Source organism: Haloarcula sp. CBA1129, from assembly GCF_008729015.1.
Classification (GTDB): Archaea; Halobacteriota; Halobacteria; order Halobacteriales; family Haloarculaceae; genus Haloarcula.
Map to the genome: position 1 here is coordinate 497,262 of NZ_RKSM01000001.1, position 25,798 is coordinate 523,059.

The 25,798-nt window shown below is 63.5% G+C and carries 19 protein-coding genes and 1 tRNA gene; 13 read left to right on the plus strand and 7 right to left on the minus strand.

Going from position 1 to position 25,798, the window contains the following annotated elements; translation table 11 throughout:
• Positions 1-2: 2 nt before the first annotated feature.
• Both glpK and Har1129_RS02455 read right to left on the minus strand, forming a co-directional pair.
• Positions 3-1,535, minus strand: a complete 1,533-nt coding sequence (gene glpK / locus Har1129_RS02450) for a glycerol kinase GlpK (protein ID WP_151099211.1) — start codon at positions 1,533-1,535, stop codon at positions 3-5.
• 128 nt (positions 1,536-1,663) lie between these two features.
• Complete coding sequence (locus tag Har1129_RS02455; RefSeq protein WP_151099212.1) at positions 1,664-4,207, minus strand: extracellular solute-binding protein; 2,544 nt, start codon at positions 4,205-4,207, stop codon at positions 1,664-1,666.
• Positions 4,208-4,556: 349 nt separating this feature from the next.
• Between Har1129_RS02455 and glpA the strand changes: the two genes are divergently transcribed.
• From glpA to Har1129_RS02470, 3 genes are read left to right on the plus strand one after another with little or no spacing between them, the layout of a single operon-like run.
• Positions 4,557-6,287 carry an anaerobic glycerol-3-phosphate dehydrogenase subunit GlpA gene (gene glpA, locus Har1129_RS02460; protein WP_151099213.1) on the plus strand — a complete coding sequence of 577 codons (1,731 nt, stop codon included), beginning with the start codon at positions 4,557-4,559 and terminating at the stop codon, positions 6,285-6,287.
• Complete coding sequence (gene glpB, locus Har1129_RS02465; protein WP_151099214.1) at positions 6,277-7,551, plus strand: glycerol-3-phosphate dehydrogenase subunit GlpB; 1,275 nt, start codon at positions 6,277-6,279, stop codon at positions 7,549-7,551. The genes glpA and glpB overlap by 11 nt, the downstream gene beginning before the upstream one ends.
• Positions 7,548-8,924: an anaerobic glycerol-3-phosphate dehydrogenase subunit C gene (locus tag Har1129_RS02470; protein ID WP_151099215.1), complete on the plus strand. Its 1,377-nt coding sequence runs from the start codon at positions 7,548-7,550 to the stop codon at positions 8,922-8,924. Before glpB ends, Har1129_RS02470 begins: the two co-directional genes overlap by 4 nt.
• A 21-nt stretch (positions 8,925-8,945) precedes the next feature.
• Here the strand turns inward: Har1129_RS02470 and Har1129_RS02475 are convergent, their stop codons facing one another.
• Together Har1129_RS02475 and ppc are read right to left on the minus strand one after the other, a co-directional pair.
• Positions 8,946-9,398: a universal stress protein gene (locus tag Har1129_RS02475; protein ID WP_151099216.1), complete on the minus strand. Its 453-nt coding sequence runs from the start codon at positions 9,396-9,398 to the stop codon at positions 8,946-8,948.
• Positions 9,399-9,473: 75 nt separating this feature from the next.
• Positions 9,474-12,170 carry a phosphoenolpyruvate carboxylase gene (gene ppc, locus Har1129_RS02480; protein WP_151099217.1) on the minus strand — a complete coding sequence of 899 codons (2,697 nt, stop codon included), beginning with the start codon at positions 12,168-12,170 and terminating at the stop codon, positions 9,474-9,476.
• A gap of 153 nt (positions 12,171-12,323) precedes the next feature.
• On the opposite strand from ppc, the gene Har1129_RS02485 reads away from it, so the two are divergent.
• From Har1129_RS02485 to Har1129_RS02525, 10 genes are all read left to right on the plus strand, one after another.
• Positions 12,324-13,028, plus strand: a complete 705-nt coding sequence (locus tag Har1129_RS02485; protein ID WP_151099218.1) for a helix-turn-helix domain-containing protein — start codon at positions 12,324-12,326, stop codon at positions 13,026-13,028.
• 107 nt (positions 13,029-13,135) lie between these two features.
• The gene (locus tag Har1129_RS02490; protein ID WP_151099219.1) at positions 13,136-14,548 is read left to right on the plus strand and encodes an ABC transporter substrate-binding protein; all 1,413 of its coding nucleotides are present in this window, start codon (positions 13,136-13,138) and stop codon (positions 14,546-14,548) included.
• A gap of 2 nt (positions 14,549-14,550) precedes the next feature.
• The gene (locus Har1129_RS02495; protein WP_151099220.1) at positions 14,551-15,363 is read left to right on the plus strand and encodes an ABC transporter ATP-binding protein; all 813 of its coding nucleotides are present in this window, start codon (positions 14,551-14,553) and stop codon (positions 15,361-15,363) included.
• Positions 15,360-16,058, plus strand: coding sequence for an ABC transporter ATP-binding protein (locus Har1129_RS02500; RefSeq protein WP_151099221.1), 699 nt, complete (start codon positions 15,360-15,362; stop codon positions 16,056-16,058). Before Har1129_RS02495 ends, Har1129_RS02500 begins: the two co-directional genes overlap by 4 nt.
• Positions 16,055-17,044 (plus strand): branched-chain amino acid ABC transporter permease, encoded by a 990-nt coding sequence (locus tag Har1129_RS02505; RefSeq protein WP_151099222.1) that lies wholly within the window; start codon positions 16,055-16,057, stop codon positions 17,042-17,044. The genes Har1129_RS02500 and Har1129_RS02505 overlap by 4 nt, the downstream gene beginning before the upstream one ends.
• Before the next feature lie 145 nt (positions 17,045-17,189).
• Entirely contained in the window at positions 17,190-18,353 is a 1,164-nt protein-coding gene (locus Har1129_RS02510) for a branched-chain amino acid ABC transporter permease (protein ID WP_151099223.1), read from the plus strand.
• On the plus strand, positions 18,350-18,505 hold the full coding sequence (locus Har1129_RS20385; protein WP_191906143.1) for a hypothetical protein: 156 nt from the start codon (positions 18,350-18,352) through the stop codon (positions 18,503-18,505). The genes Har1129_RS02510 and Har1129_RS20385 overlap by 4 nt, the downstream gene beginning before the upstream one ends.
• Positions 18,502-19,356: an alpha/beta fold hydrolase gene (locus Har1129_RS02515; RefSeq protein WP_151099224.1), complete on the plus strand. Its 855-nt coding sequence runs from the start codon at positions 18,502-18,504 to the stop codon at positions 19,354-19,356. Before Har1129_RS20385 ends, Har1129_RS02515 begins: the two co-directional genes overlap by 4 nt.
• Entirely contained in the window at positions 19,349-21,007 is a 1,659-nt protein-coding gene (locus tag Har1129_RS02520; protein ID WP_151099225.1) for an AMP-binding protein, read from the plus strand. Before Har1129_RS02515 ends, Har1129_RS02520 begins: the two co-directional genes overlap by 8 nt.
• 54 nt (positions 21,008-21,061) lie before the next feature.
• The gene (locus tag Har1129_RS02525) at positions 21,062-22,933 is read left to right on the plus strand and encodes a PAS domain S-box protein (protein ID WP_151099226.1); all 1,872 of its coding nucleotides are present in this window, start codon (positions 21,062-21,064) and stop codon (positions 22,931-22,933) included.
• Between the two features lie 79 nt (positions 22,934-23,012).
• Here Har1129_RS02525 and Har1129_RS02530 read toward each other — a convergent pair whose 3' ends face one another.
• From Har1129_RS02530 to Har1129_RS02540, 3 genes are all read right to left on the minus strand, one after another.
• Positions 23,013-24,263 carry a mandelate racemase/muconate lactonizing enzyme family protein gene (locus tag Har1129_RS02530; RefSeq protein ID WP_151099227.1) on the minus strand — a complete coding sequence of 417 codons (1,251 nt, stop codon included), beginning with the start codon at positions 24,261-24,263 and terminating at the stop codon, positions 23,013-23,015.
• 207 nt (positions 24,264-24,470) lie between these two features.
• Positions 24,471-24,541 (minus strand) — tRNA-Pro (locus tag Har1129_RS02535).
• A gap of 94 nt (positions 24,542-24,635) precedes the next feature.
• On the minus strand, positions 24,636-25,721 hold the full coding sequence (locus tag Har1129_RS02540; protein WP_151099228.1) for a nitrous oxide reductase family maturation protein NosD: 1,086 nt from the start codon (positions 25,719-25,721) through the stop codon (positions 24,636-24,638).
• Positions 25,722-25,798: the final 77 nt, after the last annotated feature.

The following is a 25,798-nucleotide window of genomic DNA, read 5'->3' on the forward strand; positions in this document are numbered from 1 at the left end:
TGTTATTCCTCCTGTGCCCAGTCGCGGGACCGGTCGACGGCGTCGTCCCAGCGGGCGTACATCTTGTCTGCATCCTCGGCGTCCATCTCCGGCGAGAACTCCTTGTCGACTTGCCAGTTGTCCCGGAGTTCGTCGACAGTATCCCAGTACCCGACGGCGAGACCGGCCGCGTAGGCCGACCCAAGGGCGGTGGTCTCGTCGACCTGTGGGCGGGCGATGTCCGTCTGGATGATGTCCGACTGGAGCTGACAGAGGAAGTTGTTCTTGACGGCACCGCCGTCGACTCGTAGCGTCGTCATCTCGACACCGGAGTCTTCCTCCATCGCTTCCGCGAGGTCGCGGGTCTGGTACGCGATGGATTCCAGAGTCGCACGGACGATGTGTTCTTTTCGCGTTCCGCGAGTCATCCCGACAATCGTCCCGCGGGCACGGCCGTCCCAGTGCGGAGCGCCGAGGCCCGTGAAGGCCGGCACCATATAGACACCGTCGGTCGATTCGACCGAGCGGGCCAGTTCCGCCGTCTGGGCGGCGTTGTTGATGAGGTCGACGTCTTCGAGCCATTCGATGGCCGCGCCGGCGATGAAGATGGAACCTTCGAGCGCGTACTGGACTGGCTCGCCGGACATCTGGAAGCCGACGGTCGTCAGGAGGCCGTTATCCGAGGCGACTGCTTCGGAACCGGTGTTCATCAGGTAGAACGCGCCGGTGCCGTAGGTGTTTTTCGCGTCGCCCTTGTCGAAGCAGGTCTGACCGAACAGCGCAGCCTGCTGGTCGCCCAGCGCGCCCGCAACGGGGACTTCCTCTTCGAGGAAGCCGTCCGCGTCGGTGTGGCCGTACAGGCTCTCGTCGGAGGACGGACGGACTTCCGGAACCATGGATTCCGGGACGCCGAACTCGTCGAGGAGTTCATCGTCCCACTCCATGTCGTGGATGTTGTACAGCATCGTCCGCGATGCGTTCGAGACATCCGTAATGTGGTTGCCGGTGAGCTTGTAGATGAGCCACGCGTCGATGGTTCCCATCAGGAGTTCGCCATCCTCGGCTCGGTCGCGGAGATCAGCGCCGCGCGAGCTCTGCATCTTGAGCGGCTCCGCGTTGTCGAGAATCCACTCGGTCTTTGTCGCCGAGAAGTAGGCGTCACATTCCAGCCCGGTCTTCCCCCGAATCCATTCGACCTTGTCCTCTTCTTGGATTTCCTCGACGCGGTCGGTGGTTCGGCGGTCCTGCCAGACCAGCGCGTTGTGGACCGGTTTGCCGGTCTCCTTATCCCAGACAATCGTCGTCTCACGCTGGTTCGTGATGCCGAGTGCTTCCAGCTGTTCGGCACCGACACCTGCATCGGCAAGCCCCTTGGTCACGACTTCCTGCGTGTTTTCCCAGATTTCGACGGGGTCGTGTTCGACCCAGCCGGGCTCCGGATAGATCTGTTCGTGTTTCTCGTAAGCGTTCGCAACGACCTGGCCGCTATGGTCGAATACCATGAAGCGAGTGCCAGTCGTTCCCTGGTCGATTGCGCCAACGTATGTGTCTGCCATTGTTGTTTTCTCCGTGGTGGAGGTAGCTTATTTATGAAAGCTACCACCTTGCCAGTAAACAACATAGTGAACCATTATAAAGATTACTAATGGTGATGTTTGGCTAGTAAAGAAAGGGTGCGGCGGCGTTACCGGTCAGAATCGTACCGCTCAAGCTGTTTTGTGACCTGTGTGTCGAGTCGGTCGAGCACGCCCGGGACTGAATCGGGCCCCTCCATACTATCGACGGCGTCTTCGATGATCGTTCGAACCGTATCGAACGGGCCGATCTGTGCGCCTCGTGTCGCCGTTGTGTCACGTGTGTCTATGAGCTGGTCAAACGCTGTTCGGTAGTGAGGGTTCTGCTCGAACCAGTCTGCCGACCGGAGCTGTGGAATCGCGTCAGCGTGAACCGGGAAGTACCCGGTTTCCTGATGCCACCGGCGCTGCTGGGCCGGTTCAGTGAGCCACGTCAGGAATTCGCCGACAGCGTCATGTACGGCCCCGGAAACTGCCTCGCCGACCCAGAGAGATGCGCCGCCGACGAGCACGCCAGTCCGGTCGTCAAGTACGGGGAATCGGCCGGTTCCAACATCGAAGTCAGCGTTGCTTTCGATGCTGTTCAGGGACGATGTCGAGCCGATCAGCATCGCGGCGTTCCCCTCGGCGAAGTGAGTTCGGGCGGCACCTCTGGCTTCGATGCCGGGATCGTGGTACAGTCCGTCCGCTTCGAGGCCCTGCCACCACTCGAACAAGTCGTGGGCGAACTCCCCGTCGAGATAGCTCTCCGTCGGCGACCCGGCGCGACCGTTGCGCTGGTCCACAAGAAGCTGGTCAGCCTCGGCGAACCACTGCTCGACGAACCACGAGTAGTTCGCAAACGTGATACCGGCATCTACGCCACTCTCGTCGACGAGCTGTTCAGCCGCGCTCCGAACGTCAGCGAGGGTTTCCGGCGGCGAATCGGGATCGAGTCCAGCACGTCTGAACGCATCGCGGTTGTACGCCATCACCGGGTTCGACGCGTTGAACGGCAGCGAGTGGAGGGTTCCGTCGAAACGATAGTAGTTCGTCACCGGGTCGAGCAGCGAGTCGATATGGGCTGTCGGGAGGAGTTCCTCAACGGGCGTAAAGTATCCACTGTCGCGCGCACGCGTAGTGCCGATCTCGAATATCTGTGCGATTGCCGGTGGATCGCCGTTTTCGGCGGCATTCAGCGTCGCATCGAGAGTTCCGCGGTAGCTCCCTTTCGACCGCAGTGCGAGACTGATCCCCTCCGTCTGTGATTCGAACTCACGAACCAGCTCTTCAAGCAGTAACGCTTTCTCACCGCCCATCGCGTGCCAGAACTCGACGACGGTTCCGTCTGTGTTCGCCGCCACCGACCCAGTCGCCAGCTCGAAGGAATCAAGCGATGCTTCCAGCGATTCGGCCCGTTCAGTGAGTGTCGAAACCCGCGTCGAAACCTCCGCGAGCTCCGTCGTCTGGTCCGCTGCGGCGTCGGCAGCGACAGCTGCTTCTTCGGCTGTCCGAGCGCTGATATCCTCGACATCGTCGACCATCGACACGACTTCCTGTGTGGAATCAGCCTGCGTATCTGTCGCGTCATCGATTTCTTGGACGCTCGTATCGACCTCCTCGACCATCGAGACGACGGAATCCAGCTCATCGAGTGCGCTGGCGACTGACGACCGGGTGTCTTCGACACTCTCTCGGGTGTCGTACATCTCCGAAACCGTCGCGTCGGCCTGTTCGTGGACCTCCTGAATGGAGGCCGCAATCTCGTCAGTCGCCTCTTTCGTCTCGGTTGCGAGCGATTTGACTTCTTCGGCCACGACGGCGAACCCGTCGCCGGATTCTCCCGCACGGGCCGCTTCGATGTTGGCGTTCAGCGCCAGCATATTGGTCTGGTCCGCGACATCCGTGATGAAGCCGACAATCTCTTCGATGTCCGACAGCAGGTCGTTCAGTTGTTCGACCTTGTCGACGGTCGCTTCAGCGTTGTCGGTCAGTCGGTCGAGCGTCGTCATCGCCGAGGACGCCGACTCCAGTGCGGATTCGCCTCGAACGCTGGCTTCGCTGGAGGTGTCTGCGACCTCGTTTGCGGCGCTCGCTATCTCCTCTATCGTCGCCGAGAGGTTCCGCATCTCGTCGGAGATTGACTGTATCTCATCGCGTTGCTCGTCCGACCCGGTCGAAATCTCCCCGACAGCACCGCTCACATCCCGGCTGGCGGACTTGACCGACCCGAGACGGGTGTCGACCTGTTCCGTTGCGGCGGTCACCTGTTCGCTGAACGACGCCATCCGGTCGACGGTGTCTGTCCACTCACGAAGCAGTTCGTCGTATGCGTCGTACAGCGGTTCCGCCGCCTCAGCCGGTGGCTGTCCCGGCTTCGCCGTGAGATCACCATCAGCGTTTTCCCTGGCCACAGCGGTGAGACGGTCGACAGCGGTTTCGAGCGCGCGACGCTCCGCCCGCTCCTGTTCGAGTTCCGCCGCCAGTTGCTCACATTGTGCTTTCAGTTCCGCCCGTTCAGGGCCGCTTTCCGTCTCTGGTTCTTTCTGGAGGGATTCTGCCGACGGCGATTCATCTTCCGACTCGTTTCCATCCCGCCCCTCTGTGACGCCGCCGTCGGTACGTTCCTCGTCAGGCGGGCCGTCTTCTGAATCAAGTGGGTTCCATTTACTCATTGTCGCTCCCGTTGGCCGAACGGCCAACACGCTCTCGGGAATAGTCCACTATCAAAATATATAATAGTTACTGTCGAAACGGTATGAGTGATAACTACTGTTTGGGCAGAGATTCAGTGCCAAGATGGCAGTCCTCACCCCATATAAATTGAAATAATTAAGTCATTATTCGAAAATGTGTTTATACTTCTAACAATGCCTCTCAGAACCTACTGAGAAGTGTGTGCCAATAGTCCACAATCACCAGTGTAGGGTGACGCTATTCCTCATGATTACATAGAAAATTTACTACCCAAACACCAGCAACGGTAAAGTGAAGTGTATGCGCTCCAAACCCACGGAAAGATAGATGGGACCGACACCACACATCGCCGTCATCGGTGGCGGCTCGACTGGGGCGGGCATCGCGCGGGACCTCGCGATGCGCGGGCTCGACGTGACCCTCGTAGAACAGGGGAATCTGACCCACGGGACCACCGGTCGGATGCACGGGCTGCTCCACAGCGGCGGGCGATACGCCGTTTCGGATCAGGCCAGCGCGACCGAGTGTATCGAGGAGAACCGTGTGCTTCGGGATATCGCAAGCCACTGTGTCGAGATGACCGGTGGTCTGTTCGTCAAGCGACCGGAGGACTCTGAAGAGTACTTCCAGAAGAAGCTCAGCGGCTGTGAGGAGTGCGGTATCCCCGCCGAAGTCGTCTCGGGGGAAGAAGCCCGCGCAATGGAGCCGCACCTTGCGAAGGACATCGACAAGGCAATCAGCGTTCCTGACGGGGCTATCGACCCGTTCCGGCTGGTCGTCGCGAACGCCGCGAGCGCACAGGAACACGGCGCACGCATCGAGACACACAGCAAAGTGACCGACCTCCTCGTCGAGAGCGGTGAAGTCGTCGGGCTCGAGGTCGAGCACGACTCCGGCCCCGGGAAACGCGTCCACGGGACCGAGGGCGGGACCGAGGAAATCCGCGCCGATTACGTTGTGAACGCGACTGGGGCTTGGGCCGGTCGCATCGGCGACATGGCCGGGCTGGACATCGAGGTCCGCCCCTCCAAGGGCGTCATGACCATCATGAACATCCGGCAGGTCGACACCGTCATCAACCGCTGTCGGCCGAAAGGCGACGCCGACATCGTCGTGCCCCACGAGACGACCGCGATTCTGGGCACGACAGACGAGGAGGTCGAGGACCCCGAGGACTACCCAGAGGAGCAGTGGGAAGTCGATATGATGATCGACACCCTCTCGGAACTGATTCCGATGCTTGACGAGGCACGGACCATCCGCTCGTTCTGGGGCGTCCGTCCGCTGTATGAACCGCCGGATGTGGGCAGCGACGACCCGACGGACATCACGCGGGACTTCTTCTTGCTCGACCACGACGAGCGCGACGACCTGCCCGGCATGACCAGCATCGTCGGTGGGAAGTTCACCACCTACCGGATGATGGGCGAGCAGATATCCGACCACGTCTGCGAGAAGTTCGGCATCGACGCCGACTGCCGGACGGCTGACGAGCCGCTCCCCGGCAGCGAGGACTTCTCGGTGCTGCGGGACTACATGGACGAGTTCGGGCTTCGCTCGCCCATCGGCCGCCGGAGCGTCGAGCGGCTGGGCTCCCGAGCCGACGACGTGCTCACAACCGACGGTCCCAATCCAACGGTCTGCGAGTGCGAGGGCGTCACCCGCGCCGAGATTCAGGACGCAATCAAGGGGTCCGGCTCTGACCTCAATGCCGTCCGCATCCGCACCCGTGCGTCGATGGGCAACTGTCAGGGCGGCTTCTGCTCGCATCGGATGGCGAGTGAACTCCACTCGGAGTACGACGAACCGGTCGTCCGCGAGGCTTGGGACGAACTGCTACAGGAGCGCTGGAAGGGCCAACGCCACGCTCTCTGGGGCGAACAGCTCTCACAGGCCGCGCTGAACTACGCGCTGCACGCTACTACGCAGAACCGCGATCAGGACCCTGCCGACGGCGACCCGCTCGACTTCTCGGCGTTCGACTCGGGCCGCGGGCAGGCAGGCAGTAGTGTCGACAGTGCTGATGTCGCTGCCGACGGAGGGACAGATGGCTATTGAGTCGGAGGTGCTCGTCATCGGCGGCGGTCTCGGTGGGCTGACCAGCGCGCTGGCTGCTGCTCGCGAGGGGGCCGACGTGCGGTTGGTCTCCTACAAACAGAGCACGCTCAGGCAGGCGTCGGGGCTCGTCGACGTACTGGGCTACACGCCCGATGGCGACGGCCCGCTAACTGACCCATACGAGGCCATCCCGTCCCTGCCCGACTCCCACCCGTACCGGAAAGTCGGCGTCGGGACGGTCCGGGACGCGCTGTCGCTGTTCGACGACGCGGTCCCGACCTACGAGGGAGAGCACACGGACACGAACGCGCTGCTGCCGACCCACGGCGGGAGCATCAAGCCGACCGCCCGCTATCCGGCCGGGGCCAGCGCCGGCCTCGCCAGCGACACCCGTGACACGCTGCTCGTCGGCATCGAGGAGATGGTCGACTTCGACGCGCCCCACATCGCCGCCCATCTCGACGCGACGGGGGTCCCGTTCGACGTGCGCGGCGAGACAATTCGGTTCCCGGGCGACCTGCGTGCGGACGCGAAGGTCACGCGCTACGCCAAACTGCTCGATACCAACAGCGAGGTGGCGGTCCGCGGGCGCATGGTTCCGGCCCGCGAGGCCCTCGCCCAGCGTGTGAATCCGCTGTTGGAGGACGAACAGCGGGTCGGCTTCCCCGCGATTCTGGGCGACGACAACCCCGGCGCGATCCGCGACGCGCTGGGTGAGCACCTCGGCGTCGACGTGTTCGAGGTGCCGATGGGGCCACCGTCGCTGCCCGGTCTCCGGCTGGAAGACGCCCTGTTCGCGGCGCTGGACGAGGCCGGGGCCAGCATCGAGACCGGCAACCCGGTAGTCGACTTCGATGGCGAGGACCGTATCGAACAGGTGTACATCGAGAAGAACGGCGCGAAGATACCCAACAGCGCCGACGAGTACGTTCTCGCGACCGGCGGCTTCGTCGGCAAGGGCGTCGAGTCCGACCGCGATGGGGTGTACGAGCCCGTCTTCGACTGCCATGTCCCCCACGCAACGGACCGCTACGACTGGTTCGAGGGCGAGTTGTTCGGCGACCACGAGTTCGCCCGCTACGGCGTGGCGACCGACGACGACCTGCGACCACTCGATGCGAGCGACAACCACGAGTTCGAGAACCTTCGGGCCGCCGGCTCGGTGCTGGGCGGCTACGACTTCGCCGCCGAGAAATCCGGCAGCGGCGTCTCGATTGCAACAGGCTACGCGGCGGGCCAGCGCGCCGCAGAGGAGGCACGATGAGTGACGCTGAAACCCCACCAGAGACAGATTTTGACCCGGTAGCACCGAATACAGGCGAGGAGTTCGAACCAGTCGACGTCTTCCCCGACAGCGACGACTTCGACCTCCGCCCCGGCGCGGACTCCTGTTACAAATGCTCGACCTGCGACACGAACTGCCCCGTCGCGGAGGTCGACGACGACTTCCCCGGTCCGAAGTTTCAGGGCCCCGAACAGTGGCGGCTCAAGCAGTCCGACGACGACCACGAGATCGACGATTCGGTGATGGACTGCTCGAACTGCATGCGCTGTGACAACGCCTGTCCCTCGGGCGTCCCCCTCAGCCAGATGCACAACACCGCCCGCGGGGAGTACGTCAGCGAGCAGATGGACAAGCTCTCCGTCGAGTACATCCGTAACCGCATCCTCGCGAACTACCGCACCTCCGCGTTCTTCGCCAGCAAGGTCCCGCGACTCGCGAACTTCGCGATGAACTTCGGGCCGGCCCGCTGGGTGATGGAGAAGACGCTCGGCGTCACCAGCGAGCGTGATTTCCCGGCCTTCGCCCGGCAGACCTTCCGCGACTGGTGGGCCGACCGAGGCGGTCAGGTCCAGTCACGCGAAAACGCCCGCGAAGCCCGCAAGCGCCGCGGACTCCCCGAAGACGCCGACAAGAAGGTGGCGTACTTCCATGGCTGTTACTCCAACTACAACACGCCGGAGGTCGGCAAGGCGATGGTCCGGGTGTACGAGGAGTTCGGCTACGAGGTCGTCGCGCCCGAGCAGAAGTGTTCGGGGACGCCGATGTTCGCCAACGGCATGCTCGACGACGCCCGCCGCCACGCCGAGACGAACGTCTCGTCGATGTCCGAACTCGTCGACGAGGGGTACCACGCAATCGCCTCCTGTACCTCGTGCTCGATGGCGCTCCGGCAGGAGTACCCCGAGCTATTCGACATCGATGGCATCGACAAGGTCGCCGAAAACACCTTCGAGGCCGTCGAGTACCTCCGCATCCACGAGGACCTCAAAGGCGAAGTGCAGGCGGCCGACGTGGACGGCGAGCTCGCGGAGGAGTTCGCATACCATGCCCCGTGCCACTCGCGCAATCAGGGGCTTGACCGTCAGGCCGTCGAGCTGTTCCGCGACCTCGACGGCGCTGAAGTCGAAGACGTGGGCGACTCCTGTTCCGGGATCTCAGGGACTTACGGCTGGAAAGAAGAGAAATACGAGAAGTCGATGGAAATCGGCGAGGAGATGTTCGAGCACATGGAACACGCCGAGGGCGAGACCGGCATGACCGAGTGCCCGACCTGCGCGATGCAGATGGAACACGGGAGCGGCTACGAGATCCGGCATCCGCTCGAACTCCTCGAAGCCGCGCTGGTAGAGTAAGTAAAATCCGCGTTTCGCCGCCTACTCTGCGCCGCGGACGAAGGTGACCGGACACGCCGCGTTCAGCATGACTTCCTGAGCAGTGGAGCCGAAGACGGCCTTTCCGGTCGGCGAGCGCTTGCGGCCGCCGACGACGACGAGGTCCGAGCCCGTCACTTCAGCGAGGCTGACGATCTGCTCGCCGTGGTTGCCCACGGCACCGCGGACCTGTGTCGTCAGCCCGGCGTCGTTGAACCGCGAGACGAGTTCCCGGACGGTTGTGTGGCGGTCCGCGACTTCGTCGGGGTCGGCTTCGCCGGTCGATTCGAATTCGAGCCTGTCGACGACGCCGTCGTACTGGTCGTCGGTGAATACGTGTGCAACGATGACCGTCGCGCCGGCCGGACTCGCGATATCGAGCACGGCATCTGCGAGTTCGTCGATTCGGTCGGCGTCGTTCGGTCCAACTGCGAGAAGAACTGTTTCGAGTGCCATACCGGCTACTCCGAGGGAAGACGCCTAAATCCTTCGATGGGTACTACTTTCGTAGTAATTCGGTTGTGTGACGTCTTATCCGGTGTTTTTCATCCCGGCTGCGATACCTTGAACGGTCAGTCGCAGCGTCCGGCGCTCGGTTTCCGTCCGGTGGGACTGCTTGAGCAAGCGGACCTGCAACAGGTTCAGCGGATCGACGTACGGGTTCCGGCGCTCAAGGTTCTCCTGCAGCCACTCACGCGAGAGGAGGCCGTCCTGCCCGGTGATTTCGAGGACCTTCTCGACGGTCTCTTCGTACTCCTCGACGATCCGCGGGTAGATGCGCTCGCGGAGGTCGGGGTCGGCAAGGTCGGCGTACTCCTCGGCGATTCCGAGGTCGGTACGGGCGAGCGCCAGCGACGCGTTGTCGAGTTTCGTCCGGAAGAACGGCCAGTTCTCGTACATCTCCTGCAGCGTTTCCATGTCGCCGCCGTTCTCGAGATAGGCGTCCAGCCCCGTCGAGATGGAGTACCAGCCGGGGATGATACAGCGGGCCTGCGTCCAAGAGAACACCCACGGGATGGCCCGGAGGTCTTCGACGCTTCGGTCCTCGCTTCGGGAGGCCGGTCGCGAGCCCATGTTGAGGTTCTCGATGACGGTTATCGGCGTCGCCTGCTCGAAGAACTCGACGAAGCCGTCGGTCTCAAGCAGGTCTTGGTACTCGTTCCGGGCGGCGTCGGCCGCCGTCTCCATGGCTTCCTCCCACTCCTCGGGGATCTCCTCGACGGGCTCCTCGATAGCGTTTTTGCGCGCCCGAATCTGGGCGTTGAGCATCTGTTCGAGGTTGCGCTCGGCGATGTCGTGGTTGGCGTACTTCTCGGCGATGGCCTCGCCCTGCTCGGTGAACTTGATCTGGCCGGTTACCGTCTCGTTTGGCAGGGCCAGCATCGCGTCGTTCATCGGACCGCCACCGCGGGAGATGGAGCCACCGCGGCCGTGGAACAGGCGCATCTCCACGTCGTAGTCGTCGGTGATGTCTGCCAGTCGCTTCTGGTTGTTGTACAGCGACCAGTTGGCGGCGAGGAAGCCGTTCTCCTTGTTCGAGTCGGAGTACCCCAGCATGATCTCCTGAATGTTGTCTCGGGCCTCGAGTGCCTGAGAGTAGGCTTCGTTCTCGAACAGCGTGCCCATGATGCGGCGAGCCCCGGAGAGTGCGTACTCCGATTCCAGCAGCGGCACCACGTCGAATCCACAGTAGCCGGGCAGGTCGACGATATCGACTTGGTCAGCGAGGAACAGCACTTCGAGCGCGTGGCTGGGCTCCTCACACCACGAAATAGCGTATGTATCGATGGCGTCGATGCCGAACTCGTTTTGCCAGTCGGCGGCCGCACGGAAGCGGTCGAGGACGCGGATGGCGTCCTCCGAAAGGCCCTCGGTGTCTTCCATGTCGATGACAGTGTTGTCCTGCAGGATCGCTTCGGTCAGGAACTCGACGCGCTCGTCTTCGTCCATCGACGCGTAGTCGATACCCTGCCGGTCGACGGCCTCGGCGATGGCGTCGGTGTGCATCTTCCGGTGGTCGCGCAGGTCGAGGCTGGCGAGGTTGAAGCCGAAGGTCTCGACCTTGCGGATCAGCGGATCGACGTGGGCCTCGGCGATTACCTCGGCGTCGTTTTCTCGGAGACTGTCGGCGATGACACGGAGGTCGGTCAACAGTTCCTCCTCGTTCTCGTAGCCGCCCTGTCGGACGTCACTAACTCGAATGACGGATTCGCGCATCAGCCGGAGCTTCTGGCGGTACGGTTCGTCCGGATACCGTTCCTCGGCCTCCGTGGCGATGCCGGGGAGTCTGGACTTGTGACGGTCGAGTCGTTCGTTGAACAGCGCGTCGGTTGCGATGTTCGAGGCGTCCTGACTCAACACGCCGGAGAGTTCCTTGAGCTTGTTTCGGTACAGCGGCAGCACGGTTTCGCGCTGGCGCTCAAGCGTTTCCTCAGTCACCTCGGTCGTGACGAACGGGTTGCCGTCGCGGTCGGAGCCGGCCCACGAGCGGAATTCGTAGAGGGTATCGATATCGATGTCCTCGTCGTAGATGTCGTCGAGAGTCGCTTCGAGTTCGTCGTACACCTCGTCGATGACATCGAACAGGACGTTCTCAAGGTACCACTGGACGTTCAGCGCCTCGTCGGTGACCTCTGGACGGCGGTCCCGGACCTGCGGGGTCTGCCAGAGGCTCGTCACTTCGGCGTCGAGGTCGCGCTCGATGCGCTTCTGTTCGCGGTCAGTGAGCCGTCGCTCGTCGAGTCGCTCGATGTCACGGGCAACCGACCGGAGCTTCGCCTTCACGGTTTTCCGGCGGGCTTCGGTGGGATGGGCCGTGAACGTCGGCTGGATGAGCACGTCTTCGAGTACCTGCTCGAACTCCGCGGGGTCTGCGCCACGCTCGGCCAGATCCCGGACGGCCTCTTCGACGCTGTCGGCCAGAACACCCTCCTGACTCCCCTCTCGGATTTCTCGGACCCGTTCGCGTTCCTCGGCGAGATTGATGAGTTCGAAATACGTGGTAAACGCTCGTGCGACAATATCCTGCGTCTCCGGGTTCAGTCGGTTCAGTGCCCGGTGGACCTCGTCCCGTGTCTCGGTGTCTCCGCGTCGGTAGTCGATACACGAGTTCCGGATAGTTTCTACTGTTTCGAACGCCTCGGTTGAGGTTTGTGCCTCCAGCACTTCGCCTAGAAGCGCACCCAGCTCCCGTACGTCTTGGTTTATCTCTCTGGCGTGCAAAGTCATACCACTTCTTCCAGAACCGAGCCCTAAAACACTATTGAAACGGTGTATCAGGGATAGACGTTCGTGAAGAATCCGGTTGCGAGTATTACGCGTCATTAATCGTGGGGTTCTTTACCATGTCACACGAACGTCATCTGAGACAGTGGACTGCCAATGATAGATATCGCACTGGACATGGAGCAGTACGACTGCCCCTTCATCGACACGACGGCAGACCACGATGTCGCCTTTGCAGCGGTACACTGGGACTTCGACCAGCGTGCGAGAGAGCTTGAGACGCGGATGGTTGTCGAAGCCGAGGACGCAGGGGTACTCGATACGGGGCTTGAGAGCCTGCAGGCCCACGGGAACATGAACGATTGCGCGCTGTTGCGCCGCGAGGACAACGCCGCTCACATCCGAACGACCATCGAGGAGACGGCAGCGATGCAGACCATTAGGGACAACGGCGGGTACATCACCGGGCCGTTCCACATCGAGGCAGGCAGCGAGACTTGGCACGTCGGCTTCGACCGCGGCCGGGACGCCGACACGACGCTCTCGGAACTCGACCGCGCCAACGAGTACGACGTGATCGAGCGCACGTCGACGACGCTCCCGCAGCTACAGGACCTCGTGCAGAACGCCGGCGCGGCGATGACGCTCGTCGACGGCTGTCGTGACCTCTCGGACACCGAACGCGAGACGCTGGAAACCGCCGTCTCCGAGGGGTACTTCGAGTCGCCACGGGACGCGACGCTGGGGTCACTGGCCGAGGACTTCGGCGTGTCAAAGCCCGCCGTCTCGAAGAACCTCCGGCGCGGCGAGCGGAAGATGATCGAGCGCGTCGTTGACGCGCTGGACGACATCGACGATTGATTCTAGCCGTAGCCGTCAGCTCGGTTGCCTTAGCGCACGAGATATCCTCTCGCGTTAACATGTTAACTCAGTACACTATGTGGCCGGCAAGTCTACAGTAATTTGTTATGCAGAACACGGCTACACGGCGGCGCGTTCTCGGCGCGCTCGGTGCCGGCGTTGTCGGGCTCAGCGGCTGTGTCAGTGACGACTCATCCATGACTGAACAGGACGGTTCGGACGGCGGTACGACGGACAGCGGTACGAACGGCGAATCGGGCGGCGGTGGCTCGACACAGACTGTCAGCATCGGCGTCCTGCAGCCCCGCGCCGGCGACCTGAAGTACTACGGCGACCAGTCGCTGTGGGGCTTTCTCTCCGGGCTGGCGTACAAGGGCGATACAGACCCGCCGACCGACGCTGGCACCGGTGAGATAACGATCACCGCTGGCGACACGGAGTACCGGCTGCTCGTCCGGGACACGGAGTTCTCGGCGGATACGGCCCAGACAGCGGCGACGAACCTCGTCGAGAACGAGGACGTGGACCTGCTCGCCGGCTGTGCGTCCTCGGCGGTCGCCAGCCGGGTCGTCACGACGGTCGTCAATCAGGCGCAGGTCCCCATCATGCTCGGCCCGGCAGCGTCGGCTGATATCACGTCCAACTCCGAAACCTGTAGCGACCTCGTCTACCGGGCGAGCGAGAATACCGCGATGGACGCCCGCTCGGGCGGGAAGTACGTCGCCAGAGAGACGGACGTCTCCAGCGTCTACCTGTTCGGCGCGGACTACAGCTTCGGCCGCGCTGTCGTCAACAACTACCGGGACGTGCTGGAGGCCGAGGGCGTCGACATCGTCGGCGAGCGCTTCGTCGAGCAGGGCTATGCCGAGTGGGAGGGGCTGCTGGACAACGCCGAGGAGGCCGGAGCCGAAGGCGTCGTCGGCGGGTTCACTGTCGCGACACTCCCCGCAATGTTCAACGCCTTCCTCTCGGGCGACTACTCCTACCGCGTGTTCGGCGGGTTCGCGACCCGCATCACGAACAGCGTCGTCGGCGGGACAATGCAGAGTGTCCTCGGTGAACCACTGACCGAGGACAAAATCAGGGATTCCCGGCTCGGCCCGTTCACGACCCGCTACCACTGGAACCAGTACGACAACCCGATCAACGACGCCTTCGTCGAGAGCTACACCAGCGCGTACGGCGTCGTCCCGGACCTCTTTACAGCGGGGACGTTCACAGGTGCGTCGGCGATTCACCAAGCGGTTCAGGAGAGCGGGTCGACCGAGGGCGCGGACATCGCCGACGCCCTGAAGGGGATGACCGTCACCGACACGCCGAAAGGCGAGAACGGCTACACCTTCCAAGAGTACAACAACCAGGCGCGGTCGGCGATGACCGTCGCGAACCCGATTCCGACGACCGACGAGTGGGCCGCCAACTGGGGGGCGGCCATCATGCCCGGCGAGCCGCTGGCCCGCATCAGCGCCGACGAGACGACCATCCCACAGGACAGCGACCAGATGGGCTGTTCACTGTAGGCATGCTCAGAACACAGGGACTGACCAAGCAGTTCGGCGGGCTCAAAGCCGTCGACAGCGTCGACTTCGAACTCGACGCCGAACTCTGCTCGCTCATCGGCCCGAACGGGGCCGGCAAGACGACGTTCTTCAATCTGCTGACCGGAGCCCTCTCGCCCACCGAAGGCACGGTCGAACTCCGGCGGAACAGGACTTGGGAGGATATCACCGACGCCTCGCCACACGAGACGGCCAGCAAGGGAATCCACCGCTCGTACCAAGTGACGAACGTCTTCCCCGACAGCACAGTACTGGAGAACGTCCGGGTCGCGGAGCAGGCCCACAGCGACGACGCCACGACGTTCTGGCGCAACGTCGACCACTACGAGGAGTTCACCGAGCGCGCACACGAGATTCTGGCCCGGGTCGGGCTCTCCCACCGGGCCGACGACCTCGCAAGCACACTCAGCCACGGGGCGAAGCGGAAACTGGAAGTCGCCATCGCGCTGGCGGGCGACCCCGCAGCCCTCCTGCTCGACGAGCCAAACGCCGGCGTCTCCTCGGAAAGCGTCGACGAAATCCGGGACCTCATCGAGGCGGTCGCAGAGGACTACCCCGTCCTGTTGGTCGAACACAACATGGACATCGTGATGGGCGTCTCCGACCGCGTGGTCGTCCTGCATCAGGGCGCTGTTATCGCCGACGGCCCACCGGCGGAGGTCCGGGCCAACCCCGACGTGCAGTCGGCGTATCTCGGCGGCTACGAACCGGGCAGTCTGGACGATGAGACGACAGCAACCGGGTCCGAACCGGACTCTGAGGGGGGAACAGCGTGAGCCTGCTTGAACTCGCCGGTGTCCACACGTACTACGGCGATAGCCACATCCTCGAAGGCGTCGACCTCTCGGTTGAGGAGGGGGAAGTGGTCGCGCTGGCCGGCCGCAACGGCGTCGGCAAGACGACCACACTCCGGACGATTCTCCAGCTGACGCCACCCCGCGAGGGGACGATTACGTTCCGCGACGAGTCACTGGTCGGCCTGGAGACACACGATGTCGCGTCGCGGGGGCTGGGCTGGATTCCGGAAGACCGCCGGATATTCGGCCAGCTCACGGTCGAAGAAAACCTCCGGGCGGCGATTCCGGACCCCGACGAGGTGAGCGACGGGCTCGGACTGGCTTTTGAGTCCTTCCCCATTCTCGAAGAGCGACGGGGACAGGACGCCGGCACGCTGTCGGGCGGCCAACAGCAGATGCTCGCCATCGCCCGCGGGCTGGTCGGCGACAACGACCTCCTGCTGGTCGACGAACCGAGCGAGGGACTGGCTCCCCAGATCGTCGCCGACGTGGCCGAGGCGCTGTCAAAAGCCAGCGAAGACGTGACGATGCTGTTGGTCGAGCAGAACCTCCCGCTGGCGCTGGACCTCGCCGACCGGTTCTACATCCTCGATAAGGGCCGCGTCGTCGACGACGGCGAAACGGCAGCGGTGACGGCCGACGACGAGCGGTTCCGGAGGTATCTTTCGGCATGATCCTGGAAGCGCTCGCGGAGTTCCTGACGCTCGGGGAACTCGGCGGGGTCATCGTCAACGGGCTCGCCAAGTCGGCGCTGTACGTGATGATAGCAAGCGGCTTGACGTTGATTTTCGGGCTGATGGGCGTGTTGAATTTCGCTCACGGGTCGCTGACGATGGTCGGGGCGTACCTGGGCGGCCTCCTGATGGTCGTCACGGTAACGGGCGGGACAGCGCCCCTGGCCCGTCTCGGCCTTTTCTTCGTCGCCATCGTCGTCGTGTTCGCGCTGTTGACGGTGCTTGGCGGCGCCATCGAGACGACCATCATCCGGCCGCTGTACGACCGGCCGCCGATATACCAGATTCTGTTGACGTTCGGGCTGACGCTGGTCATCGAAGAACTCGTCCGCATCGTACTGGGTATCTACGACCTTCAGCCGCTGTCTGACTGGCAGGCCGCGCTGGCGACCAAACCGCAGTTCCTGCGGGAGTCGGTGATGCTCGGCCCGGTCAGCGCCGGCTGGATGTCGCTGTTCCAGATACTGCTGGGCGTCGTCACCGTCGTCGGCATCTGGACGTTTCTCACGAAGACCCGGTACGGGCTGTACATCCGCGCAGGGAGCGAGGACGCGGAGATGGCGTCGGCGCTCGGCATCGACGTTCGGCAGGTGTTCACCGTCGTGTTCGCGCTGGGTATCGGCCTCGCGGGAGCGGCCGGAACGTTGCTGATGTGGGACCCGACATGGGGCGCGAGCGTCCCGCTGGCGGCCGAGACACTGCTGCCGGCGTTCATCGTCGTCATCGTCGGCGGCCTCGGGACGTTCCGTGGCACCGTCGTCGCCGCCCTAGTCGTCGGCATGGCCGACGCGGTGACGACTTGGTGGTTCCAGAACGCCATTCAGTTCACGGGCCTGCCGGAACTGGTCCTGTTTCTCGTGCTCGTGGTGACGCTCATCGTCCGCCCGCAGGGGCTGTTCGGCGTCGAGGAGGTGGGGGGCCATTAGCACCGAGACCGAGGCCGACGCCGACGCCGAGACGGCGTCCGAGCCACAGGCCGCCACGACCGTCGAGACGGAATGGCCCCGAGAGTACCTCCGGGACCACACCGCCCACATCCTCGTCATCGCCCTGCTGGCGCTGTACCCGTCGGTGTATCACACGCTGTTGAACTCGCCGGTCAGTGCCGAGACACAGATGCTCCTACCGACAGTGGAGACGATGGTCGGTGTGCTGTACTTCGGGCTCTTTGCCATCTCGTTTGACTTCATCAGCGGCTACACCGGCTACCTCTCGTTCGGCCACGCGGTGTTCTACGGCACCGGCGCGTACACGGTCATCCTCATCGCCAACGGAAAGCTGCCGCTGCTGGGGCCCGGCACGCCGTTCATGCTGTCGCTCGTGGTCGGCGGCCTCGTCGCTGTCGTACTGGCGATACTGGTCGGACTGGTGTCGTTCCGGCTGTCGGGCGTCTATTTCGCGATGATCACGCTCGGCTTCGCGCAGGTGCTGTACGTGTTCGTCCGCGGCTGGGATTACGTGGCGACCAACCCCCGCGACGGCCCTGCGGTCGGGCCGAGCCACGCCGAAGGGTTCCAGATCGGCGTCCCCGGTATCGACCAGTTGTCGCTGTCAATCGGCGTGCTGACCGGCGATGAAGTGGCCCTCCTTGGGTCGGTACTGTCCGGGACGGAGGTGTCCTACTACATGATCGGCCTCGTCGTTCTCGCCTGCTATTTCGCCATGCAGCGCGTCATCCACTCTCCGTTTGGCAGAGTGCTGATTGCCATTCGGGAGAACGAAGAGCGCGCCATCGCTATCGGCTACAACACCTACCTCTACAAGCTCGGTGCCTTCGCCATCAGCGGCTTCTTCGCGGCCGTCGCCGGCGGCCTGTTCGCCGGATTCAAGCGTTCGGCCAGTCCGGAGAACGCCTTTTACTTTCTGGTGACCGGCGACGCTCTGCTGGCGAGCATTATCGGTGGGTTCGGCACGCTCGCCGGCTCACTGTACGGCCATCTGTTCGACGAGACAGTGCGAGAATTCCTCTCGAAGGCCGGACAGGGGGGCGGCCTGTTGCCGTACCTTCGCGCGTTGCTGGGCCAGAAAACGCTGGACGCCACGCTGGTCGGAGACACGACCATCGGCGGGCTCATCGACCTGCTGTTGAACGGGCACGCGAGCCTGTACGTCGGTCTCGTGTTCGTGCTGTTCGTCCTCTACGTCCCCGACGGACTGCTGGGGACGCTCCGGGCGCGCGTCGGCGGGACGTTCGCCGAGGCACTGCCGGAGAGGCTCTGGGGTGAGTCGGAATGACGAACACAGTGACAACGACCGTCGAACCGCCCGACAGAACGATGACTTGGGCATGGGGTGGCCGCGCACCGCGTGGCTCCTCAACAGAGATGTATCGACAACTGGACGACCTGCCGTGTGACCACCTGCAGACGGAATCAGGAGAGCAATGAGTACGGAACCGGACCACTTGAAGGATATCCAACCAGAAACAGCTAGTATGCACTACGCGACCAACGACGGCGTCGACATCGCCTACGAGCGTGATGGACCGTCGGACGCCGAGACCGTTGTCTTCGTCGAAGGCATCGGCTACGGCCGCTGGATGTGGCTGTGGCAACAGGAGGCGCTCGTCGACGAGTACGAGACCATCGTGTGGGACAACCGCGGCACCGGTAACTCGGACGAGCCCGAGGGGCCGTACACGATGAGCCAGATGGCCGGCGATTTAGAGGCCGTTCTCGATGATGCCGGCGTCGAGCAGGCCCACGTCGTCGGGGCCAGCATGGGCGGAATGGTCGCCCAGCAGTACGCGCTGGAGTACGACCGGGCACAGTCGCTGACGCTCATGTGTACGTCGCCGGGCGGCCCCGAAGCCAGACCGGTCCCCGAGGGGACACAGCAGCGGATGTTCGACGTGCCCGACGACCTCGACGAGCGTGAACTCCGGCGATACAAGATGCAGCCGGCGCTCTCGAAGCGATTCATGGCGGCCCACGAGGACCTCATCGAGCGCATCATCGACTGGCGCATCGACAGCGACGCCAGCGACCGGGCCCTCGAATGGCAAGGGGCGGCAGTGCAGGCGTTCGACGCGTCGGACCGCCTCGGGGAACTTACGGAGCCGTGCCTGATCATCCACGGGACCGCCGACGAGGTAGTACCCTACGAGAACGGGAAACTGCTGGCCCGGCGCTTGCCCAGCCCCGACTTCATCACCGTCCACGGCGGCCCGCATCTGTTTTTCATCGAGGAGTACGAGCGCGTCAACACACAGATACGGGAGTTCATCGACGATGTCTGAGTTCGGTCCCGGCACCCCACAAGAGTGGGTCGGTGCGTGGAGCGAGCGCCGGGCCGCGCTCACGCCGACCCGCGAGGGACTGGTGGACGCGACGACCGGTGAGCGGTTCACCTATGCCGAACTGGACCGCCGCGCGAACCGGACCGCTCGCTTGCTCCGGCAGTACGGCGTCGGCACGGACAGTGATACCGCCAGAACTGACACAGCCGGGAGCGTCGCCGTCGTCTCGCGGAACCGGCCCGCCGTCGTCGACCTGTTCTTCGCCACCGGCAAGACCGGGAGCCGGCTGGCTCCGCTGTCCCACCGACTCGCGCCCCCCGAACTCGCCGCGCTTCTCGACCGCGTGAACCCGGAGATACTCGTCGTCGAGGCCCCCTTCGCCGACGCTGTCTCGACCGCCCTGGAGACAGCCGACGCGACTGCGCCCCAACTCATCCATCTCGAAACCGCGGCAGACGGCGCGTCCTCGGTCGCCGAACTCGATAGCACGCCCTACGCTTCGGCCCTCCCCGAGGACGGCTCGTCCGTCGAGACAGCGACTCCGGCTCCCGGCGACACGCACCTCCTCCTGCACACCGGCGGGTCGACGGGGACGCCCAAAGAGACGGAAATCACCCACCGCGGTATCGTCTGGAACTCCCTGAACACGATTACGGCTTGGGGGCTGCGGGCCGACGACGTGACGCCGATGGTGTTTCCGCTGTTCCACACCGGCGGCTGGAACGTCCTCACCGTCCCGCTGTGGCATATGGGCGGGACGGTCGTCATCGCCCGCGAGTTCGACCCCGGCGACGTACTGGAGACCATCGATGCCGAGGGCGGGACCGTTCTCGTCGCCGTCCCCGCAGTGCTTCGGATGATGACCCAGCACGACCGCTGGGACAGCACGGACCTCTCGACGCTCCGCTTCGCCAAGTCCGGCGGCGGCCCCTGTCGCAAGAGCGTGATGGAGACGTGGTGGGACCGCGGCGTCGACCTCTCGCAGGGGTACGGCCTCACCGAATGCGGCCCGAACAACTTCGCGATGCCGGAGGGATGGCCCCGCGAGAAGGCCGATTCGGTCGGCAAGCCGGCGATGCACGTCGACGCCAGAGTCGTCGAACCAGCGGACGCGGCCGACGGGGACAGCGCCACCGGCCAACGAAAGACCGTCGACCCCGACACCGTCGGCGAACTCCAGTTGCGCTCACCCCACGCTGCGACGGGCTATCTCGACAACCCCGAGGCCACGGCTGAGACGTTCAGCGACAACTGGGTGTCGACTGGCGACCTCGCCCGTGTCGACGCGGACGGCTACTACTACATCGAGGGCCGCACCAAACATATGTTCGTCAGCGGCGGCGAGAACGTCTATCCCGCGGAGGTCGAGGACGCTATCGCCGCCCATCCTTCGGTCGCTGACGTCGTCGTGATTCCAGTCCCAGATGACAGGTGGGGACATGTCGGGAAGGCTATCATCGAACCTGCGCCCGATGTCACGACGGAGGGAGCCGGCGACAGACCGCTCACGCTCGACGACCTCCGGGCGTTCCTCGATGACCGCCTAGCCCGGTACAAACACCCCTGCGAAATCGCGTTCGTCGAGGCGATGCCGACCAGCGGCCCGGACAAGATTGACCGGGGTGCAATCTCGGATCGATTCGGGACATAATCCAGCAATGCAGGTGTATCTTCAAGAGGGGGGATGCAGTTCTATTTACACAAGATGGCTGACACATATGCGACGGCGGACTCGATACACGTGTTGCAGGTCGACGACACCCCGCTACTCGACGAACCCGTCGAGTTCCCGGACGGGGAGAGTCCGGACTCGCTGACACTGACCACGACTGACCGGGCTGACAGTGCGCTTGCACGCCTCGAAGACAACACTATCGATGGTATCGTCGCCGCGGACGACCTCCCGGACCGGTCCGGCTGTGCGTTTGTCGACGCGGTCCGCGAACGGGACAGCAATGTTCCGGTACTGTTGCTGACCGAGTCGGAATCCGTTGCCAGTGACGCAGTCTCGAACGGAGTCACTGACGTTTTCAGCAGAGACACGGCTGTCGGGTGTGGCGACCTCCTCGCCAATCGGATTCGATTGCTCGTCGAACATCACCAGTCGACAGAAACCGCCAGCCGGACCAGACAGCGGCTCACAGAGCTAACCGAACAGTCCAACGAACTGCTGTGGGTGTTCTCCGGGGACTGGACCGAGATACAGTTCGTCAACTCGGCATACGAAACCATCTACGGCCGCTCCGTCGAGTCCTTGCAGGCCAACCCCGCGGAGTTCATGACGGCGATTCATCCGACAGATCAGGACAGGGTCGTCCAAGCGATGCAGCGCGTGTCGGCGGGCGAGTCCGTCGAGCTCGAATTCCGCATCACCCGGCCCGACGACGACCAGCGCTGGGTACGGGCCGAGGCGCAACCGATTGTCGAGGACGGCACAGTCACCAGAATCGTCGGTGCCTCACGTGACATCACCGAGCGGAAGCGACGCGAATCCGAGCGTGTCGCGAAACGAGAGAGCCCCGACGCGCCGGTTGATGCAGTACCGGATCTGTTCTATGAACTCGACGAGAACGGCGGTCTGGCTCGTTGGAATGATGCACTGGCGGCAGCCACCGGCTACGCAGACGCTGATTTGGCACAGATGGAGCTGGCAGCGCTCTTTGCTCCATCTGATCGTGAGAACATTCGCAACCGTATCGAAACGGCTTTCGAGACCGGTGAAACATCGTTCGAAGCCGACCTGCTGACCGCCGGTGGATCGACCGTTCGGTACGAATTCACCGGCAGCCGGGTACCGGCTGCTGACGGCTCGACTCCCGGCGTGGCCGGTATCGGGCGGGATATCTCCGACCGCGACAGCCGCCAGCAGGCGCTTGAACGGCAAAACGAGCGCCTCGAAGAGTTCGCCAGCGTCGTCAGTCACGATCTCCGGAATCCTCTAGACGTTGCCCGGGGCCAGCTAGAACTCGCACAGAGAGACCACGATAGCGAGCATCTCGATGCGATCAAGCGATCTCACGACCGCATCGGACAGCTAATCGAAGACCTCCTGACGCTGGCCCAGAACGGCGAGGCAGCGCTCGACAACGAGCCGGTGCCGCTCCAGACAATCATCGAACAGTGCTGGCAAACCGTCGAAACCGGCGGCGCAACGCTGGAGCTACGGACCGCCGCCGTGATCCGAGCAGACCCGAGCCGGCTCCGGCAACTGTTTGAGAACCTCATCCGGAACAGTGTGGAACATGGACAGACGCCACACACCGAGAGACAGGAAGACACTGGGGAGCAGCGTGCGGCAACCTCGACAGTACAGTCACAGGGAGCGGCGGCCGACCTGACGCTAACTGTCGGCGAACTGGACGACGGCTTCTACGTGGCCGACGACGGCGTTGGGATACCGTCGGACGAGCGCGAGACGGTGTTCGAGGGTGGCTACTCGCTGGCTTCGGGCTCCGGATTCGGGCTCCGGATTGTCGACGAAATCGTCGATACCCACGGCTGGTCGGTAGCGGCCACAGAAAGCGACGACGGCGGTGCTCGCTTCGAGATCACCGGCGTCGAGTTCGAAACGGTGTAACCGTGTCGCCGTTCCGGTATCGGGTGACCACCACGTCACCCGGTGCCGCCCCAGTCAACACCAAATGGGTGGTCGGACGTTACGCTTCGTCGAAGACGGTGTCGCCCTCGACGACGTGTTCTTCGACGGCGTCGAGATCGAGGGTGAGGCCGAGGCCCGGTTCTTCGGGAATCTCGATGTAGCCGTCCTCGATGACAGTCTCCTCGACGAGGTCATCCCACCAGCCGAGCTCGTAGGAGTGGTACTCCACGGCCAGTGAGTTCGGGACCGAGGCCCCGACGTGTGCGCTCGCCATCGTCGCAATCGGCGAGGAGACGTTGTGCATCGCGACCGGGATGTAGTACTGGTTCGCCACATCGGCGACCTTGCGCGTCTCGCGCATCCCGCCGACTTTCGGCATATCCGGCGCGATCATGTCGACGGCCTGATTCTCGATGAGCCGTCGCTCCTCGGTGACACGGTAGCGGTTCTCGCCGACAGTGATCGGCGTGGTTGTGGACTTGGTGACTTCCTCCTGCACTTCGAGGTTCTCCGGTGGGACGGGGTCTTCGAGCCACCAGACGTCGTACTCCTCGATGGCATCAGCGAGGCGCTTGCCAGAGCTCCCCGAGAACGTCCAGTGACAGTCGAAGGCCACGTCGGCCTCGTCTTTGACCTCCTCGGTGACTTTCTCGACGATCTCGGCCTTGTGGCGGATTTCGCCCGGGCGGAGGTGGCGGTTCGCGCGGTCCTTCTCCAGCCCGCTCGGCACGTCGAGGTCGAACTTCAGCGCGTCGTAACCCAGCTCGTCGACGACGCGGCGGGCCTCATCGGCACAGGCCTCGGGGTCGGCCTCCTCCTCGGTGTGGCAGTCACAGTACACGCGCATCTCGTCGCGGTACTTGCCACCGAGCAGCTGGTAGGCCGGGACTTCGAGGATTTTGCCCGCGAGATCGTGCAGCGCGACCTCGATGCCAGCGATAGCGGTGACGGTGACGCCCTCGACACTGCCCTCGCCGCTCATCTTCTGGATGAGGTGCTCGTAGAGGCGGTCGATGTCCAGCGGGTTCTCGCCGACGACGAACGGCTTCATCCGTTCGATGAGTTCCGGGACGCCAGCGCCCCAGTAGGCCTCGCCCGTGCCGACGATGCCTGCGTCAGTGTATATTCGGACGAGCGTCCACGGGAAGTTCCCGTCGACCATCGTCGTCTGCACGTCGGTAATCTCCACGTCGCGGCCGCCGCCGCGTTTGGCGGTAACGCCCATCGTCTCCGCGGAGAGCTCCCGCATCGTGTACTCTGCGTTCGGGTCGTGCAGGTCAGCGTAGTCTACGTCGTTTGCCTTTCCCATACCCCCGCTTGCTATCGGCGTCACAAAAGTGTAGAGGAAATCGGTTTCACACCGTTACGGCTACGCGACACTTGTTTCCACTTCCAGCCCCGGCTATAGTCCCCTCTCGCTGTAGTCTATTCGCGTCCGCCTCGGTTCGCTTGACCTAGCACCCAGTCCAGCGAAGGAATGCCGTCGCTGTCTGATCAGGTTTTACAGAAGTTGAAGTGGGACCGCCGAGATTCGAACTCAGGTCCGACGGACCCCATCCGCCGAGGATACCGCTACCCCACGGTCCCGTACTCCGTCAGAAGAGGGTGTTTTAATTAAGGGCTTCGCTTTGGTGACGAAGTGACATCCCGTGACGGGGAACGCGATGCCAGCGCGTCACCATTACTCGGCGACTTCGATACCGGCGCTGTCGATGGTCACTTCGTCAAGCGACCACCCCTCGCTCGCTGACCGGACATCGACACCGATAGCATTCTGCTCGGCGGTCACGGAGATAGTCGAATCAGAAACAGTCCACGACGCGTTGGTCTTGACCGCGTGGATTCCCTGTTGCCGGCTTTCGATGGTCGTATTCTGGATAGTCCATTCCCCGGTTGTGCGAGCGGTGAAAACCCCGATATCTCGGGTTTCGAGAGTGGAATCTTCTAGTGTCCATGTCCCGCTCGAGAAGGCAGTCACGAGACCGGTGTCGCTCCGGTGGACTGTCAGATCGGTCACTGTCCAGTTGCCACCGCTATCGATAGCTTTGACGCCAGTATCACTACGGCGGACCTCCGTGTTCTGGACCGTCCAGTCGCCGGTTGTCCCGGAGGCGTCGACGCCGTCAGCGCCGGATCGGTCGACGACCACCGCTTCGACCGTCCAGTCGCCCGTAGACCCACGGACATCAGCGCCGTCGCCACCGACATCGACGAAGCGGGTGTCGCGAATCGTCCAGTCACCGCTGGTCTCGCGGGCGAACACGCCGCTGTAGGTCGTACTGGCGACGGCGGTGTCCTCAATAGTCCAGTTCCCAGTCGTATTCGGCGCGTAGATACCGACGCTGGCAGCGATAACCGTCGTGTCGGTGAGCGTCCAGTCGCCGCTGGTTCCGTTCGCCGCGAGGCCGAAGCGGTAGTTCCGCACGGTGAATCCGGTGACGTTCGGTTCGGCTGTGCCGGCCACCGTGACGCCGGTCCCGTTGACGAACCGCGAGCCGTCAAGGATCGCCCGGTCGGGTGCGACGATGGTGATGCTCTCGTTGATTCGGACTTCTTCGTAGTAGGTGCCCGGACGGACCTCGATGGTAGCGCCGCTATTGGCGGCGTCCACGGCAGCCTGTATCGACCGGTAGTCAGCACTCCCGTCTTTGCCGACGGTCAATGTGTCCTGTCCCGTCTGTGTCCCTGCCACGCCCGCCGGCAACACGGCGAGGGTCAGCACTACCGACAGCAGGAAGGCAAGCAGTGTCGTGCGCGCATCGTCCATAGTCCAATACTAGGTGCGAGTAGATGTAAACAGTACTGCTAGTTCACCACATAATACCCGCAGCGGTACGGCCCGCG

Coding starts and splice junctions, on each gene's coding strand:
- glpK (WP_151099211.1), bottom strand. CDS start 1,535: ATGGCAGACACATACGTTGGCGCAATCGACCAGGGAACGACTGGCACT.
- Har1129_RS02455 (WP_151099212.1), bottom strand. CDS start 4,207: ATGAGTAAATGGAACCCACTTGATTCAGAAGACGGCCCGCCTGACGAG.
- glpA (WP_151099213.1), top strand. CDS start 4,557: ATGGGACCGACACCACACATCGCCGTCATCGGTGGCGGCTCGACTGGG.
- glpB (WP_151099214.1), top strand. CDS start 6,277: ATGGCTATTGAGTCGGAGGTGCTCGTCATCGGCGGCGGTCTCGGTGGG.
- Har1129_RS02470 (WP_151099215.1), top strand. CDS start 7,548: ATGAGTGACGCTGAAACCCCACCAGAGACAGATTTTGACCCGGTAGCA.
- Har1129_RS02475 (WP_151099216.1), bottom strand. CDS start 9,398: ATGGCACTCGAAACAGTTCTTCTCGCAGTTGGACCGAACGACGCCGAC.
- ppc (WP_151099217.1), bottom strand. CDS start 12,170: ATGACTTTGCACGCCAGAGAGATAAACCAAGACGTACGGGAGCTGGGT.
- Har1129_RS02485 (WP_151099218.1), top strand. CDS start 12,324: ATGATAGATATCGCACTGGACATGGAGCAGTACGACTGCCCCTTCATC.
- Har1129_RS02490 (WP_151099219.1), top strand. CDS start 13,136: ATGCAGAACACGGCTACACGGCGGCGCGTTCTCGGCGCGCTCGGTGCC.
- Har1129_RS02495 (WP_151099220.1), top strand. CDS start 14,551: ATGCTCAGAACACAGGGACTGACCAAGCAGTTCGGCGGGCTCAAAGCC.
- Har1129_RS02505 (WP_151099222.1), top strand. CDS start 16,055: ATGATCCTGGAAGCGCTCGCGGAGTTCCTGACGCTCGGGGAACTCGGC.
- Har1129_RS20385 (WP_191906143.1), top strand. CDS start 18,350: ATGACGAACACAGTGACAACGACCGTCGAACCGCCCGACAGAACGATG.
- Har1129_RS02515 (WP_151099224.1), top strand. CDS start 18,502: ATGAGTACGGAACCGGACCACTTGAAGGATATCCAACCAGAAACAGCT.
- Har1129_RS02520 (WP_151099225.1), top strand. CDS start 19,349: ATGTCTGAGTTCGGTCCCGGCACCCCACAAGAGTGGGTCGGTGCGTGG.
- Har1129_RS02525 (WP_151099226.1), top strand. CDS start 21,062: ATGGCTGACACATATGCGACGGCGGACTCGATACACGTGTTGCAGGTC.
- Har1129_RS02530 (WP_151099227.1), bottom strand. CDS start 24,263: ATGGGAAAGGCAAACGACGTAGACTACGCTGACCTGCACGACCCGAAC.
- Har1129_RS02540 (WP_151099228.1), bottom strand. CDS start 25,721: ATGGACGATGCGCGCACGACACTGCTTGCCTTCCTGCTGTCGGTAGTG.